This window comes from Bradyrhizobium sp. USDA 336, assembly GCF_044908355.1.
Classification (GTDB): Bacteria; Pseudomonadota; Alphaproteobacteria; order Rhizobiales; family Xanthobacteraceae; genus Bradyrhizobium; species Bradyrhizobium yuanmingense.
Window position 1 is genome coordinate 5,278,992 of sequence record NZ_JBIYDC010000002.1, and the last position, 14,838, is coordinate 5,293,829.

Genomic DNA, 14,838 nt, shown 5'->3' on the forward strand with positions numbered 1-14,838 from the left:
ACCACCGGCCGCTGTTGTGTCAGGAAACTATCAGCGTCGCTTCAATCGAGACATCACGCGGTATGGGTCCCGGCCTTCGCCGGGACGACACACCGTGAGAGATCAGCTCAGCGCGACGTTGATTGCCGATTCCGGCAGCTCAGCATTGAAGCAGCGCTGGTAGAACTCGGCGACCAGGGGCCGTTCGAGCTCGTCGCATTTGTTGAGGAAGGTGACGCGGAAGGCGAAGCCGATATCGCCGAAGATGTCGGAGTTTTCCGCCCAGGTGATCACCGTGCGCGGGCTCATCACCGTCGACAGATCGCCGTTGGCGAAGGCATTACGGGTGAGGTCGGCGAGGCGCACCATCTTGTTGACGATGTCGCGGCCCTCCTGCGTGCGATAGTGCTTGGCCTTGGCCAGCACGATCTCGACTTCCTCGTCGTGGCTGAGATAGTTCAGCGTGGTGACGATCGACCAGCGGTCCATCTGGCCCTGGTTGATCTGCTGGGTGCCGTGATAGAGGCCCGAGGTGTCGCCGAGGCCGACGGTGTTGGCGGTGGCGAACAGCCGGAACGCCGGATGCGGCTTGATCACCTTGTTCTGGTCCAAGAGCGTCAGGCGGCCCGAAACCTCCAGCACGCGCTGGATCACGAACATCACGTCCGGGCGGCCGGCGTCGTATTCGTCGAACACCAGCGCGACGTTGTTCTGCAGCGCCCAGGGCAGGATGCCGTCGCGGAATTCGGTGACCTGCTTGCCGTCGCGGACCACGATCGAATCCTTGCCGACGAGGTCGATACGGCTGATGTGGCTGTCGAGGTTGACGCGCACGCAGGGCCAGTTCAGACGGGCGGCGACCTGCTCGATATGGGTGGATTTGCCGGTGCCGTGATAGCCGGTCACCATCACGCGGCGGTTCCTGGCAAAGCCCGCGAGAATGGCCAGCGTGGTGGCGCGGTCGAAGCGGTAATCGGAATCCACTTCGGGCACATGAGGATCGACTTCGGAATAGGCCGGGACTTCGAGATCGCTGTCGATCCCGAACACCTGGCGCACCGACACCTTCATGTCGGGCAGGCCGGAAACTTCCTCAACTTTGGACAGGGCGGCGGTCGTCATCAATCCTCCGAGGTCCCGGGCGGTCCCGAAACCGGTTATTCGCACGTTGGCTGCGGCTGGGTGCTGAAAATCAACCTATCAGAGACAACGAGCCGGCAGAAGCCCGCCCACCAATCAAAGTTCCGTTGTCTTTTCATCTAGATAGGCAAGGAGCGCAGTTTTTGGAGGGCTGCCTTGCGAATCACGCCGAAATTCGGGCGGGTCGCGCCCAATCCGTGCGAATGGTACTTTGGCCGTATGCAGTTACTTATGTAGGGTCCGAAGCCCCATGCTCCAGCCCTTCAAGAGACGACGTGACGTCCTTTCTCGATCCCCTCATCGCCTTCGTTTCCGCCCATGCGTGGCTGGCCTATCTGACCCTGTTCCTGGCGGCGCTGCTCGAAGCCGTTCCGGTGGTGGGATCGGTGATCCCCGGCTCGACCATCATCCTGGCGCTGAGCGCCCTGGTCCCCGGCGGCGAATTGCAGCTGCCATGGGTGCTCTTGGCGGCCGCAACTGGTGCCGTACTCGGCGACGGGTCGGCCTATTGGATCGGGCACAGGCGGCAGCGCGAGATCCTCAACACCTGGCCGCTGACCAATTATCCGCGCGTCGTCGCCGAGAGCGAGAATTTCTTTCACCGCTTCGGTACCTGGGCCGTGTTCTTCGCCCGCTTCGTGCCGCCGATCCGCGCCTTCGTCCCGGTGACCGCCGGCGCGCTGGGCATGGCGCCCGCGACATTCTATGCCGTGAACATCCCGGCGATCCTGGTCTGGGCGCCGGCTCATGTGCTGCCGGGCGTGCTGGCGGTATCGGCCCTGCATGAATATGCCGGGCTGCATCATCATGCGCATGTCGGCAAGCACATCTGGATGCTGACCGTCGTCGGGGTTGCGGTCGTGCTGGGCGTGGGGATGTGGATCTATCGCCGGCGGAATGGCCGTGGCGCGACGGCCAAGCCGCAGGTTTAGGGCAGACGCCACATTACAAGCGCCGTCCCTGCGTTCGCAGGCACCGAGTTTGTGCGAGAGCATCGCACCCATGACATCGGTGTGATTGACCTGCTTCACCGCTAGCGGCACGTTGGCCCGCATCCTCGCGCCCGCCACCCCCATGTTCACCATCGCCAGCCTCTGGATTCCCTTCACCATCATTGCCGCGCTCGGGCAGGTCGCGCGCAATGCGATGCAGCGGTCGTTGACGAAGCCGCTGGGGACCTGGGGCGCGACCAATATCCGCTTCCTGTTCGGCTTTCCGTTCTCGCTGCTGTTCCTGGGGCTGGTGCTGCTCGCGACCGGCGATCATCTCAGCGCGCCGCCGGCCGTGTTCTGGCCATGGCTGCTGTTGGGCGCGCTCAGCCAGATCGTCGCCACCGGGCTGATGCTGCTCGCGATGAACGACCGCTCCTTTGTCGTGACGACGGCCTACCTGAAGACCGAGGCGATCCAGACCGCGATCTTCGGCTTCGTCTTTCTCGGCGATCACCTGACCTGGCTGAAGGTGCTCGCGATTGTGATCGCCACCATCGGCGTCGTCATCACCGCGCTCCGCCCCGGCGGCGACAAGAGCTTTGCCGAGCTGAAGCCGACCATCACCGGCCTCGTTGCCGCGGCGGCCTTCGCGCTGTCAGCGGTCGGCTTTCGCGGCGCCATCATCAATGTGCCCGGCGTGTCCTTCGTGACCGCGGCGTCAATCACGCTGGTGCTCGGCCTGTTCGTGCAGACGCTGATCCTGACGATCTACCTGCTCTGGCGCACGCCGGACGTGCTGCGAGGAATCCTCAGGTTATGGCGACCGTCGATGCTCGCGGGCTTCATTGGCGCCTTCGCCTCGCAATTCTGGTTCCTCGCCTTTGCGCTGACGGCGGCCGCCAACGTCCGCACGCTCGCCTTGATCGAGGTGCTGTTCGCGCAAGCCGTGGCGTATTACTCGTTCAAGCAGCCGATCGCGCCGCGCGAGCTTGCAGGCATCGCGCTGATCGTCGTCGGGGTCGCTGTGCTGGTGGGAGCTTAATTCCGGTCTTCCGGCAGGGTCGGCAGCGGTGAGACCTCGATGCCTTCGTCGATCAGCGACTTCGCCTCTTCGGGCGAAGCCTCGCCATAGATCGGACGATGCTCCTTGTCGCCGTAATGCATGGCGCGGGCTTCGTTGGCGAAGCGCTCGCCGACATTGTCGGCGTTCTTGACGATGTGGTCGCGCAGCTCTTTCAGCTTGGCGCGCAGCTCGCGCTCCTGCGCCATCAGCAGCGAGGTCGGCCCTGACGGCGCAGCCTCGGGCGTGGTCGCGGCCACGGGCTCCGGCGGCGGCGTGGCGCGGCCGCGCCCCTTCTTGCCGACGATGCGCGGCGCCATGATCGCCTTGTCGACCTTGGCCGAGCCGCAGATCGGGCAGGTCACGAGCTTGCGCTTCACCTGCGAATCATAGGCCGACGAGCTCTGGAACCAACTTTCGAAGGCGTGATTGCGGTCGCAGTGGAGCGCGTAGCGGATCATGCCGAGCCCCGCACGAGGTGCAAATGGTCCGGCCCGGCCTTGGGATCGGAGACGCCGAAGCGGCGGCCGTGCTGGAGCGATGGAATCGCCCGGCGCGCGGTCTCGACCTTGGCCGGGTCGATCTTGGCCATGATGATGCCCGGCTCGACATCGCCTTCGGCGAGGATCTCGCCCCAGGGATCGACGATCAGCGAATGCCCGTAGGTCTCGCGCTTGTTCTCGTGGGTGCCGGCCTGCGCCGCGGCGAAGACGAAGCAGCCGGTCTCGATCGCACGGGCTCGCAGCAGCACGTGCCAATGCGCTTCACCGGTCTTGCGGGTGAAGGCGGACGGCACGGTGATGAAATAGGCGCCGCTTTCTGCGAGCGCACGGTACAGCGCGGGGAAGCGCACATCGTAGCAGATCGTCAAGCCGATGCGGCCCCAGGGCAGATCCGAGATCACGGCGGTCTCGCCCGGCTGGTAATTGGCGGATTCGCGATAGCTCTCGCCGTCCGGCAGCTCGATGTCGAACATGTGAATCTTGTCGTAGCTCGCGAGCACGTTGCCCTCGGGCCCGATCAGGAAGGAACGGTTGACCGCCTTCTCCGGCGAGAAGCGCAGCGCCAGCGAGCCGACATGGAGGTGAATCTTCAGCTCCGCCGCGAGCGCCCGGTACGCCTTCAGCGAGGCGTCATCCTCTTCGCTCTGGAGATGCTCGAACAGCGCCTTGCGGTTCAGCTGCATCATGTTGCTGACTTCGGGCGTCTGCACGTAATCGGCGCCATCGGCCGCAGCCTGCCGGATCAGCTTCGTGGCCTGCTCGAGGCTCGGCCCGGGCATCAGGCCGGTGCGCATCTGCACCATGGCGGCCGTGAACGTGCGGTTCTCGCTCATGATACCGCCTTCACGCTTTCGAGCATGCCATCGAGCTTGCCTTCGCGATCGAGTGCATAGAGGTCGTCACAGCCGCCGACATGGGTGCCGCCGATCCAGATCTGCGGAAAGGTCGAACCCTGGCCGGCGCGGCCGTACATTTCCTGGCGCCAGGACGGGTTCTTGGCGACATCGAATTCGGTGAAGGTCGCCTTCTTGCGGGTCAGCAGTGACTTGGCGGCGGAACAATAGCCGCAGCCCGGCCGGGTGTAGATCTCGACAGCAGCAGTCATTCGTCTGGCGCTCTCATGTCATGAATTCATTGAATTATATGGGACGGGGCCCGCTCTCGACAACCCGGGCAAAGACCAGCACGTCGACCTGGGCCGCTTTGGCGCGCAGCAGGGCCCGCGCGCAGGTGTCGAGAGTCGCGCCAGACGTCAGGACATCGTCGATCAGGACAACGCGGCGGCCCTGGACCTCGGCCTGACGGTCGGGAGATACCTGAAATGCGCCCTGCACATTGGTGGCGCGCTGGGCCCGCGACAGGCCGATCTGCTGCTCGGTGGCGCGCACCCGCCGCAGCACGTCGCCCCGCACCTTGATCCCGCTCTGCCGCTCGATGACACGCGCGAGCGCGCCGGACTGGTTGTAACGGCGCCGCCAGGCCCGCCGCCAATGCAGGGGCACGGGCACCAGCATGTCGGCGCCGGTCAGCAACTCGCCGCCCGCGCGCGCCATCCAGCGGCCCATGGCCGGCGCCAGATCGGTACGGTCCTGATACTTCAGCGCATGCACCAGCGTACGCGCAACGTCGTCGTAGCGTACCGCCGCGCGGGCGCGCTGATAGGCCGGCGGGCTTGCGATCGCCTCCATCGACAGCATCTCGGGACCGGGGTCATAAACGAAGGGAATGCCGAGCCGCGGGCAATAGGGCCGTTCGATGAACGACAGCCGCGCCCAGCAGGAAGCGCAAACGCCCTCGCCATCGACCGGCTCGTGGCAGGATACGCACTGTGTCGGCAGCGCGATGTCGAGCGCCAGCCGCGCCGCCCGCGCCAGCACCTGGCGGCCGGCCGTCCACGCGCTCCGCAGCGGTGCGGCGATGGAACGGATGGGGGGAGCGTCGGCTTCCATGTGGGAAGGGTAACGCTGCACGCAGCGGATTGCCAGAACTGTGGAGATCGGCGTAACCAGCGGCATGGTCCGGACCGCTCAAATCCCGCCCGCCTTGTTTGATCGTGCCTTGCTGCAGAGGCGGCAGCAGCGCGCCCAGGCCCAAGGCGCGGTCACATTCCTGCTCGAGCGGGTCGCCGAGGACATGTCCGATCGGCTGGCCACAGTGATGCGAGAATTTCAAGCACCGGCCGATCTCTGGACGCCCGGCGGGGGGCTCGCGGCGCTACGCGCTCGGCTACCGTCCATCGAACGGATCGCGCTCGATGAGGCGGGTGCCGAGAAGTTGTCGCTCGCGCCGGAGAGCCTCGACCTCGTCGTCTCGGCGCTGGCGCTGCAATACGTCAACGACCTGCCCGGCGTGCTCGCGCAAATCCGCCGGGCGCTCAAGCCGGACGGGCTGCTGCTTGCTGCCATGATCGGCGGCGACAGCCTCACCGAGCTGCGCCAGGCGTTTGCCGCGGCGGAAGCCGAATGCGAGGGCGGTGTGTCACCGCGCGTGGCGCCGTTCGCTGACCTTCGGGACATCGGTGCGCTATTGCAGCGGGCGGGCTTTGCGTTGCCGGTGACCGACGTCGACCGTGTCGTGGTGCGCTATGCCAATGCGTTCGCCTTGATGCAGGATCTGCGCCGCATGGGAGCGGCAAATGTGCTGATCGAGCGGCGCCGCACACCGAGCCGGCGCGCGACGCTGCTGCGGATGGCCGAGATCTACGCCGAGCGTTTTGCCGATGCCGACGGCCGCATCCGTGCGACGTTCGACATCGTCTGGCTCTCCGGCTGGGCCCCGCATGCGAGCCAGCAGCAGCCGCTGAAGCCGGGGTCGGCGAAAGCGAGCCTGGCGGAGGCGGTGAAGAAGGCGGGGAAGGAGTGATCTCTCTCTTCCGTCATGGCCGGGCTTGTCCCGGGCATGACGCCAGAGAGCGGTACCCTTCGACCTCACATCAACAAATCGATCAGATGCGGAATCAGCGGGATGTCCGCGGGCGGCATCGGATAGTCGCGCAGCTTGTTGGCGCGGACCCAGGCGAGGTTCTGGCCCTCGCGTGCGGTGACCATCCCCTCCCAGCGCCGGCAGATATAGAGCGGCATCAAGAGATGGAAGGTCTCGTAACCGTAGCTGGCGAAGGTCAGCGGCGCGAGGCACGGCTCGGCGACGTTGATGCCGAGCTCCTCATGAAGCTCCCGGATCAGGCTCTGCTCCGGCCGCTCGCCCGGCTCGAGCTTGCCGCCGGGGAATTCCCATAGGCCGGCCAGGGCCTTTCCTTCCGGGCGCTGCGCGATCAGGACGCGCTTGTCGGCATCGACGAGCGCGCAGGCCACCACCAGTGTCACTTTGAGATCGGCCATGCGTGTCTGTCGCTCGCTGAGATCGTTTGCAATGGTTTGTTAACCTCGTTGCCGTCCAAGTTTCCAAAGTCACCATAAGTCATATTTAATCCGCAGTTCCTAGAGTGGGAACTCCTTAAACCACTCTAGGCCAACCCATGCGCGCTGCGCTTTCGGCTCTCCTCCGCCGGTTCGTCCACGACCGGCGCGGCAATATCGCGGTGATTTTCGCGCTCGCCTGCGTTCCCCTGATCAGTGCGGTCGGCTGCGCCATCGACTATTCGCGCGCGACGCTGATCCGATCCAAGCTTCAGGCCGCGGCGGATGCCGCCAGCGTCGGCTCGATCGCCAAGGCTTCGCCCGCCTTCAAGGCCGCCGGCAACATGACTGCGGACGGCTCGATTTCGGTCGGCGTCACGGACGCCACGAACATCTTCAATGCCAATCGCGCCAGTCAGACCGGCTACACGCTGACCGGCCTCACGCCGACGGTTGTCAAGTCCGGCTCGACCGTCACCGCGACGGTTTCGTTCACCGCAACTTTGAACACCATGTTCCTCGGCGTGATCGGCAAGTCCGTGCTGACGTTGAGCGGCACGTCGAAGGCGACGGCCAGCATGCCGCTCTACATCGATTTCTATCTGCTGCTGGACAATTCGCCGTCAATGGGTGTCGGTGCGACCCCGGCCGACGTGAAGAAGATGGTCGACAACACGTCGGATAAGTGCGCCTTCGCCTGCCACGATCTGAAGGACAAGAACAACTATTACGATTTGGCCAAGAAGCTTGGCGTGACCACCCGGATCGACGTGCTTCGGAGCGCCACGGAGTCCTTGATGGATACGGCAAACGCCACCGAGACCTATTCGAACCAGTTCAGAATGGCGATCTATGATTTCGGCGGCTCTGCGAGCTCGCTCGGCCTGCGCAGCCTGTTTTCGTTGTCGGCCTCTCTCTCCAGCGCCAAGTCGGCGGCCGGCAAGATCGACCTGATGTCGGTGAACGGCCAGAACGAGAACAACGATCAGGATACCCCATTCACCGCGGTCTTTCCCGCGATCAACGGCGAGATCAGCTCCCCCGGAAGCGGCACGTCGGCCAGTCCGCTCAAATACCTGTTCTTCGTCTCCGACGGCGTGGCCGACGAGAGCAACACCGGATGCCTGAAACCGCTCTCGGGCAGCACGCGGTGCCAGTCGCCGCTCAACCCCGCGCTTTGCAAGACGATGAAGGATCGCGGCGTCAAGGTCGCGGTGTTGTACACGACGTATCTCGCGCTGCCGACCAACCCCTGGTACATGAAGTGGATCGATCCGTTCAATGCCGGCCCCTATGGCCCGTCGCCGAACAGCCAGATCGCACAGAACATGCAGAGCTGCGCTTCGCCGGGCCTGTATTTCGAGGTCAGCCCGACGCAAGGCATCGCGGACGCCATGAACGCGCTGTTCAAGAAGGCGGTCGCGGACGCGCGGATCTCCGGATGATGGCGCTCACCTCTCCCCGCAAGAACGGGGAGAGGTGAGAAGGCCTACGACCTGTAGTCCCCGTTGATCGCCACATATTCCTTGGTGAGGTCGCAGGTCATGACGCGGTCGCGGCCTTTGCCGAGGCCGAGCGAGACCAGAATCGCAATCTCCGGCGCCTTCATCGCTTCCGACACCTGCGCTTCGTCATAATCGGGATCGCGCGCCCCGCGCTTGGCGACGCGGATGCCGTTGAACGAGATCGACAGCTTGTCGCGATCAGCCGGCTCGCCGGCCTTGCCGACGGCCATCACCACGCGGCCCCAATTGGCATCCTCGCCGGCGATCGCGGTCTTCACCAGTGGCGAGTTCGCGATCGACATCGCGATCTTGCGAGCCGAGGCCTTGGTCTTGGCGCCCTCCACGGTGATCTCGACCAGCTTGCGCGCGCCTTCGCCGTCGCGGGCGACCTGCTCGGCGAGATTGCCGAGCACCTGGTTGAACGCCTTGACGAAGGCCTTCAGGCGCGGGTCGCTGGCGCGGCTGATCTTCGGCGCGCCGTGCTCGGCGGCGGCGCCGGTGGCGAAGGCCAGCAGTGTATCCGAGGTCGAGGTGTCGCCGTCGATCGTCACGGCGTTGAATGTATCCTCCACACCGCTCTTGAGCAGCGCCTGGAGCGCGGCGGGCGCGATCGGCGCGTCGGTGAAGATGAAGGACAGCATTGTCGCCATGTCGGGCGCGATCATGCCGGCGCCCTTGGCCATGCCGTTGATGGTGACCTTGGCCTTGCCGAGCTTGACGGTCGCGGTCGCCACCTTCGGGAAGGTGTCGGTGGTCATGATCGCCTTGGCCGCGGCGAGATAGTCGCCCGGCTCGGCAATCTCGGCGAGGCGGCCGAGCACGCCGTCGAACTTGGTGGCATCCAGCGGCTCGCCGATCACCCCGGTCGAGGCCAGGAAGACCTCGCTCTCGCTGCAGCCGACCGCCTTGGCCGCGATCTTCGCCGTCAGCGCGGTGGAGGCGCGGCCGGTCTTGCCGGTGAAGGCGTTGGCATTGCCGGAATTGACCACCAGCGCGCGCGCCTTGCCGCCCTTCAGCTTGGCGCGGCACCATTCCACCGGGGCCGAGGGACACTTCGACCTGGTGAAGACGCCGGCCACGGCAGTGCCCTTGTCCATCACCGCGAGCAGCACGTCGGTGCGGTTCTTGTAGCGGATGCCGGCTTCGGCCGTCGCCAGACGGATGCCCGCGATCACGGGCATATCGGGGACGGTTTTGGGGGCGAGCGGAGAGACGGAGGAGGACATCGCGGGCGCCTTGGTAGGGTCTGGACATGCAGATGGCCGGGGGAGCCCCGGCCATTGCGACGTTAGATATACTTGGCGTCCGCGAAGTGACAGCGAATTCTTACTTCTTCGCCGGCGGCGCCATCTTGCTGTCGGACGGCTTCGCATCGGACTTGGCGTCCTTCGACGCATCGGCCGCCGGCTGGTCCAGCCGCTCGACCTTGGCTTCGGTGCGCAGCTTGGCGACATACTCGGCCTGGGCCTTGCGGGTCACGTACTGCTCGATCTGGGCCTTGACCTGCTCGAAATCGGGCGCCTTGCGGTTGCGCTTTTCCTCGACCTTGATGATGTGCCAGCCGAACTGCGACTTCACGGGGTCAGAGATCTTGCCCGGCTCCAGCGAGAAGGCCACGGCCGAGAATTCCGGCACCATCTGCTCCTTGGTGAAGAAGCCGAGGTCGCCGCCGTCGGCGGAGCCGGGGTCCTTGGACTTCTTCTTGGCGAGCTCGGCGAAATCGGCCCCCTTCGCGAGCTCGGCCTTGACCGCCTTGGCCTCGTCCTCGGTTTCGACCAGGATGTGGCGGGCGCGCACCTCCTGCTCGCCGGTGATCTGCTTGGCGGCCTCCTCATAGACCTTCTTCATGGCGTCCGGCGTGGTGGCGGCCTTGCCCTCGCTGGCGAGCAGGCTGTCCATCAGAAGCCGGTTGCGGGCGAAGGCCAGGCGCTTCTTGAATTCCTCGCCGTCGGCGATCTTCTTGTCTTCGGCAGCCTTGCTGACGATCTTCATGTCGATCAGGAACGACAGGACGTTCTCGTCCTTGGTGGCCGGATCCATCTGGGCAAGGCTCGGTCCGAGTTCCTCCTCGGCCATGGTGACGTCGCTCTTCTTGATTTCCGCGCCATTGACCTTCGCCAGCACCGGATCATCGGCGGCCCGGAGCGGGCCCGCAAACGCCAGGGACAGCGCCAGAGCGAGGCTGCCAGCCAGGGCGGACGCGGAGCGGAAGCGCTGGGTTGCCGGGAACGAGGTGGTCATGGAAAATCCTTATGTTGAAGCAGGGGGCTGCTCGAGCGGGGCGGACACTCGCCCAATCAGGGGGGCTTGGCAACGCGAAAAGTCTGTCAAAATGATGAATTAGCCGCACTGCGCCCGCCGTTGACAAGGCCCCGACCGGGCCATATCTCTGCGCGGTCGCGACCATGGCGATGGCGTTTATTTTGCTGCGTTTTTGGCCGTTGAACCCAGACTTGCCCAATTCCCACCCATATGGCGGATGTCCCCCGCAGTCCGGGCTCTGACGCCGCGAAGCGTCACGGTGAGTTGATAGGCGGGCGGGTGACAACTTCTTAGGCCCAACGCGGTTGAATCGCGAACACAGGAACCAGGCATGATCGGCGCGCTCGCCCGCAAGTTTTTCGGCTCCGCCAACGACCGGCGGGTGAAGGGATATCAGTCCCGCGTCAACGCGATCAATGCGCTGGAGCCTGAGCTCGCCAAGCTCTCCGACGAGGCGCTCAAGGCCCGCACCGCGGAATTCAAGCAGCAGCTCGCGAACGGCAAGACGCTGGACGATCTCCTCGTCCCGGCCTTCGCCACCGTGCGCGAGGCCGCCAAGCGCACGCTCGGCCAGCGCCATTTCGACGTCCAGCTGATCGGCGGCATGGTGCTGCACGAGGGCGACATCGCCGAGATGAAGACCGGCGAAGGCAAGACGCTGGTCGCGACGCTTGCGGTGTATCTGAACGCGCTCGCCGGCAAAGGCGTCCACGTCGTCACGGTCAACGACTACCTCGCCCGCCGCGACTCCGGCTGGATGGGCCAGATCTACAGCTTCCTCGGCATGACCACCGGCGTGATCGTGCACGGCCTCGACGATGCCGAGCGCAAGGCGGCCTATGCCTGCGACATCACGTACGGCACCAACAACGAATACGGCTTCGACTATCTCCGCGACAATATGAAGTACCGGCTCGAGGACATGGTCCAGCGGCCGCACTTCTTCGCCATCGTCGACGAGGTCGACTCCATCCTGATCGACGAAGCGCGCACGCCGCTGATCATCTCCGGCCCGCTCGACGACCGCTCCGACTTCTACAACACCATCGATGGGTTCCTGCCCAAGCTCGACAAGACCGACTACGAGGTCGACGAGAAGCAGCGCACGGTGACGCTGACCGAAGGCGGCATGGAGAAGATCGAGACGCTGCTGCGCGATGCCGGCCAGCTCAAGGGCGAGTCGCTCTACGACGTCGAGAACGTCTCCGTCGTGCACCACATCAACCAGGCCCTGCGCGCTCACACGCTGTTCACGCGCGACAAGGACTACATCGTCCGCGACGGCGAAGTCGTCATCATCGACGAGTTCACCGGCCGCATGATGCCGGGCCGCCGCTATTCGGAAGGCCTGCATCAGGCGCTGGAAGCCAAGGAGCACGTCCAGGTCCAGCCCGAGAACCAGACGCTGGCCTCGATCACCTTCCAGAACTACTTCCGCATGTACGAGAAGCTGGCGGGCATGACCGGCACCGCCGCGACCGAAGCGGACGAATTGTTCGACATCTACAAGCTCGAGGTCGTGGAGATCCCGACCAATCTGTCGATCGCGCGCCTCGACGAGGACGACGAGGTCTATCGGACCCAGAAGGAAAAATATCAGGCCATCCTCGCCGAGATCGAGCGCGCCAATGCGCGCCTGCAGCCGGTGCTGGTCGGTACCGCCTCGATCGAGAAGTCGGAAGTGCTCGCCGAATTCCTCAAGAAGAACGGCTACAAGCAGATCGATTTCGGCAAGGAGGGCGCGCTCGACAAGCTCTATGCCGCCGCCCGCGCCGGCAAGCCGGCGAAGCTGTTCGCGGTGCTGAACGCGCGCTTCCACGAGCAGGAAGCTTACATCGTCGCCGAAGCCGGCGTGCCCGGCGCGATCACGATTGCCACCAACATGGCCGGCCGGGGCACCGACATCAAGCTCGGCGGCTCCCTGGAGATGCGCATCCAGCAGGAGATTGCTGCTATCACCGACGAGGCCGAGAAGGCCAAGAAGATCGAGCAGATCAAGGCCGATATCGAGCACTTCCGCGACATCGTGCTTAAGGCCGAAGAGACCGTCGAAGTCGAGCCGGCGAAGGGTTCGAAGCCTGCCAAGACCGTGAAGAAGCCGGGCGGCCTCTACATCATCGGCTCCGAGCGCCACGAATCCCGCCGCATCGACAACCAGCTGCGCGGCCGTTCCGGTCGTCAGGGCGATCCCGGCCGCTCGAAGTTCTTCCTGTCGCTGGAAGACGACCTGATGCGCATCTTCGGGTCGGACCGTCTCGACAGCATGCTGCAGCGTCTCGGCCTGCAAGAGGGCGAGGCCATCATCCATCCCTGGATCAACAAGGCGCTGGAGAAGGCGCAGCAGAAGGTCGAGGCGCGCAACTTCGACATCCGCAAGAACCTGCTCAAGTTCGACAACGTCCAGAACGACCAGCGCAAGGTGATCTTCGACCAGCGCGTCGAGCTGATGAAGGACGAGAGCGTCGCCGAGACCGTCGCCGACATGCGCCACGCCTTCATCGACGACCTCGTCGCCAAGCACGTGCCCGAGCATGCCTATGCCGAGCAGTGGGACGTCGCCGGGCTCAAGGACGAATTGAAGCGCGTGCTCGATCTCGACCTGCCGGTCGACGAATGGGCCAAGGAAGAGGGCATCGCCGACGAGGAGCTGCTGACGCGCATCGAGACCAAGGCCGACGAGCACATGGCGGCCAAGGTCGCGCAATGGGGTCCCGACGTGATGCGTTACGTCGAGAAGACCATCCTCTTGCAGACGCTCGACCATCTCTGGCGCGAGCACCTGATCATGCTCGACCATCTGCGCCAGGTCATCGGTCTGCGCGGCTACGGCCAGCGCGATCCCCTGCAGGAGTACAAGACCGAAGCCTTCAATCTCTTCCAGGAGATGAGCGCTCACCTGCGCGAGGCCGTCACGGCGCAGCTGATGCGCGTCGAGATCGTTCCGCCGGAGCAGGAAGCCCCGGTGCTGCCGCCGATGGAAGCGCACAAGTTCGATCCGAACACCGGCGAGGACGAGATGGCCCTCGCCAGCGTCACCCTGGGCGCCCAGGCCACGGATGCGTCGATGCGCGATCCGAAGAACCCGACCAGCTGGGGCAAGGTCGGCCGCAACGAGGACTGTCCGTGCGGCTCCGGCAAGAAGTACAAGCACTGCCACGGGCGGTATGCTTGATCGATGATCTCAAAACCCAGCGAACTCGCGGTGTTGTCTTTGCCCACGAGTTCGCCGGGCGTCGAATGCTTCCGATCCATATGATGCCTGCTGGTCTTCCGTTGCATCACGAATGGTAGGCGCACGCCATTGAGGATGGCTGGCGCACAATTGTCACACGGTCCGGTCTCCGTCACGCGCGGCTGACCACGCTTCAGCCATCTGGCAACCCGCCTCAGCGCCTGTTCCTGTGATCACTCCGGAGTGCTGCTACTTCTGCAGATGGCCGGCGGCCACTCGCTCGCGCCGCTGCGTCGCTGAAGAACTCTTCGCCCGGAGAGCCAATGGTCAAATCGCGGCATCGTGTCTCGGCGAACGCCCTCGGGTAGACGATCCAATATTTTACCACTGCTCATTGTGATCTGGATCACCGCTACAGAGCTCAATCCGTGGTTTGATTGGATCACGAGACGCGGCCTGAAAATTGGAGCCAGACAATGCCCAAACGCGCGCTGCCAACCGCCTTTTGTGTCCTTGCCCTGAGTCTTTACGCCTGCGGTTCCGCCCCTGCGAGCCAAGTGGGCGGATGGTGGGGCGGAACATGGTCGTGCAACATCGACGGCCGCCCGGCGCGGATGAAATGGGCGGCCGTCGATGACAGTCAGACAACCTGCAACGGCAACACTTGCACCAGCACTTCGGGAGCACGCTGGTCAGGCCGCTTCTCAGATAATGGCTCGCGATGGGTGAAGTTGACAAATCCACGCACCGGAACCCAGGGCGGCGTGTACTTCAACCATGCCGACGGCAACAGATGGTATCTAGCCAAGCCGGTCAGCAACAAGGCCGTGGGCTGGACGACATGGAATGGCCAACGCTATCGCCTCTCGTGCTGGCGATGATGCGCGAGTGCTTTCCTCTGGCCATGCATTGAAACGGCAGATGTGTGT

General features: G+C 64.6%; 14 protein-coding genes. 6 read left to right on the forward strand and 8 right to left on the reverse strand.

What is annotated here, in order from left to right; genetic code table 11:
- Nucleotides 1–102: 102 nt before the first annotated feature.
- Complete coding sequence (cobS, locus tag ABIA45_RS25770; protein WP_036014642.1) at nucleotides 103–1,101, reverse strand: cobaltochelatase subunit CobS; 999 nt, start codon at nucleotides 1,099–1,101, stop codon at nucleotides 103–105.
- A gap of 293 nt (nucleotides 1,102–1,394) precedes the next feature.
- Here cobS and ABIA45_RS25775 point away from each other — a divergent pair, with 293 nt between their 5' ends.
- Together ABIA45_RS25775 and ABIA45_RS25780 are read left to right on the forward strand one after the other, a co-directional pair.
- A complete protein-coding gene (locus ABIA45_RS25775; protein WP_404654243.1) occupies nucleotides 1,395–2,051 on the forward strand; it encodes a DedA family protein in 657 nt (218 codons plus the stop codon).
- 142 nt (nucleotides 2,052–2,193) lie between these two features.
- A complete protein-coding gene (locus ABIA45_RS25780; protein WP_404655745.1) occupies nucleotides 2,194–3,093 on the forward strand; it encodes an EamA family transporter in 900 nt (299 codons plus the stop codon).
- On the opposite strand, the gene ABIA45_RS25785 is transcribed toward ABIA45_RS25780, so the two are convergent.
- From ABIA45_RS25785 to ABIA45_RS25800, 4 genes are read right to left on the reverse strand one after another with little or no spacing between them, the layout of a single operon-like run.
- Entirely contained in the window at nucleotides 3,090–3,572 is a 483-nt protein-coding gene (locus ABIA45_RS25785; RefSeq protein WP_036014648.1) for a DUF1178 family protein, read from the reverse strand. The genes ABIA45_RS25780 and ABIA45_RS25785 overlap by 4 nt on opposite strands.
- Entirely contained in the window at nucleotides 3,569–4,447 is an 879-nt protein-coding gene (locus tag ABIA45_RS25790; RefSeq protein ID WP_404654244.1) for a carbon-nitrogen hydrolase family protein, read from the reverse strand. Before ABIA45_RS25790 ends, ABIA45_RS25785 begins: the two co-directional genes overlap by 4 nt.
- A complete protein-coding gene (grxC, locus tag ABIA45_RS25795) occupies nucleotides 4,444–4,719 on the reverse strand; it encodes a glutaredoxin 3 (RefSeq protein ID WP_036026245.1) in 276 nt (91 codons plus the stop codon). Before grxC ends, ABIA45_RS25790 begins: the two co-directional genes overlap by 4 nt.
- A gap of 34 nt (nucleotides 4,720–4,753) precedes the next feature.
- Nucleotides 4,754–5,563, reverse strand: a complete 810-nt coding sequence (locus ABIA45_RS25800) for a ComF family protein (protein ID WP_157285833.1) — start codon at nucleotides 5,561–5,563, stop codon at nucleotides 4,754–4,756.
- A gap of 64 nt (nucleotides 5,564–5,627) precedes the next feature.
- Between ABIA45_RS25800 and ABIA45_RS25805 the strand changes: the two genes are divergently transcribed.
- Complete coding sequence (locus tag ABIA45_RS25805; RefSeq protein ID WP_404654245.1) at nucleotides 5,628–6,476, forward strand: methyltransferase domain-containing protein; 849 nt, start codon at nucleotides 5,628–5,630, stop codon at nucleotides 6,474–6,476.
- Between the two features lie 65 nt (nucleotides 6,477–6,541).
- Here ABIA45_RS25805 and ABIA45_RS25810 read toward each other — a convergent pair whose 3' ends face one another.
- Nucleotides 6,542–6,952 (reverse strand): (deoxy)nucleoside triphosphate pyrophosphohydrolase, encoded by a 411-nt coding sequence (locus ABIA45_RS25810; RefSeq protein WP_404654246.1) that lies wholly within the window; start codon nucleotides 6,950–6,952, stop codon nucleotides 6,542–6,544.
- Between the two features lie 137 nt (nucleotides 6,953–7,089).
- On the opposite strand from ABIA45_RS25810, the gene ABIA45_RS25815 reads away from it, so the two are divergent.
- A complete protein-coding gene (locus ABIA45_RS25815; RefSeq protein WP_404654247.1) occupies nucleotides 7,090–8,415 on the forward strand; it encodes a TadE/TadG family type IV pilus assembly protein in 1,326 nt (441 codons plus the stop codon).
- A gap of 44 nt (nucleotides 8,416–8,459) precedes the next feature.
- Here ABIA45_RS25815 and argJ read toward each other — a convergent pair whose 3' ends face one another.
- Complete coding sequence (gene argJ / locus ABIA45_RS25820) at nucleotides 8,460–9,701, reverse strand: bifunctional glutamate N-acetyltransferase/amino-acid acetyltransferase ArgJ (protein WP_404654248.1); 1,242 nt, start codon at nucleotides 9,699–9,701, stop codon at nucleotides 8,460–8,462.
- Between the two features lie 100 nt (nucleotides 9,702–9,801).
- Nucleotides 9,802–10,716: a peptidylprolyl isomerase gene (locus ABIA45_RS25825; protein ID WP_157285759.1), complete on the reverse strand. Its 915-nt coding sequence runs from the start codon at nucleotides 10,714–10,716 to the stop codon at nucleotides 9,802–9,804.
- 352 nt (nucleotides 10,717–11,068) lie between these two features.
- Here ABIA45_RS25825 and secA point away from each other — a divergent pair, with 352 nt between their 5' ends.
- Nucleotides 11,069–13,909, forward strand: coding sequence for a preprotein translocase subunit SecA (secA, locus tag ABIA45_RS25830; RefSeq protein WP_404654249.1), 2,841 nt, complete (start codon nucleotides 11,069–11,071; stop codon nucleotides 13,907–13,909).
- Nucleotides 13,910–14,385: 476 nt separating this feature from the next.
- Nucleotides 14,386–14,790, forward strand: a complete 405-nt coding sequence (locus tag ABIA45_RS25835; RefSeq protein ID WP_404654250.1) for a DUF6006 family protein — start codon at nucleotides 14,386–14,388, stop codon at nucleotides 14,788–14,790.
- Nucleotides 14,791–14,838: the final 48 nt, after the last annotated feature.

What these genes read in the sequence shown, in the direction of transcription:
- argJ (WP_404654248.1), bottom strand. Translation starts at nt 9,701, where the DNA reads ATGTCCTCCTCCGTCTCTCCGCTCGCCCCCAAAACCGTCCCCGATATG.
- ABIA45_RS25800 (WP_157285833.1), bottom strand. Translation starts at nt 5,563, where the DNA reads ATGGAAGCCGACGCTCCCCCCATCCGTTCCATCGCCGCACCGCTGCGG.
- ABIA45_RS25780 (WP_404655745.1), top strand. Translation starts at nt 2,194, where the DNA reads ATGTTCACCATCGCCAGCCTCTGGATTCCCTTCACCATCATTGCCGCG.
- ABIA45_RS25785 (WP_036014648.1), bottom strand. Translation starts at nt 3,572, where the DNA reads ATGATCCGCTACGCGCTCCACTGCGACCGCAATCACGCCTTCGAAAGT.
- ABIA45_RS25835 (WP_404654250.1), top strand. Translation starts at nt 14,386, where the DNA reads ATGCCCAAACGCGCGCTGCCAACCGCCTTTTGTGTCCTTGCCCTGAGT.
- ABIA45_RS25810 (WP_404654246.1), bottom strand. Translation starts at nt 6,952, where the DNA reads ATGGCCGATCTCAAAGTGACACTGGTGGTGGCCTGCGCGCTCGTCGAT.
- grxC (WP_036026245.1), bottom strand. Translation starts at nt 4,719, where the DNA reads ATGACTGCTGCTGTCGAGATCTACACCCGGCCGGGCTGCGGCTATTGT.
- ABIA45_RS25805 (WP_404654245.1), top strand. Translation starts at nt 5,628, where the DNA reads ATGGTCCGGACCGCTCAAATCCCGCCCGCCTTGTTTGATCGTGCCTTG.
- ABIA45_RS25790 (WP_404654244.1), bottom strand. Translation starts at nt 4,447, where the DNA reads ATGAGCGAGAACCGCACGTTCACGGCCGCCATGGTGCAGATGCGCACC.
- ABIA45_RS25825 (WP_157285759.1), bottom strand. Translation starts at nt 10,716, where the DNA reads ATGACCACCTCGTTCCCGGCAACCCAGCGCTTCCGCTCCGCGTCCGCC.
- ABIA45_RS25815 (WP_404654247.1), top strand. Translation starts at nt 7,090, where the DNA reads ATGCGCGCTGCGCTTTCGGCTCTCCTCCGCCGGTTCGTCCACGACCGG.
- secA (WP_404654249.1), top strand. Translation starts at nt 11,069, where the DNA reads ATGATCGGCGCGCTCGCCCGCAAGTTTTTCGGCTCCGCCAACGACCGG.
- cobS (WP_036014642.1), bottom strand. Translation starts at nt 1,101, where the DNA reads ATGACGACCGCCGCCCTGTCCAAAGTTGAGGAAGTTTCCGGCCTGCCC.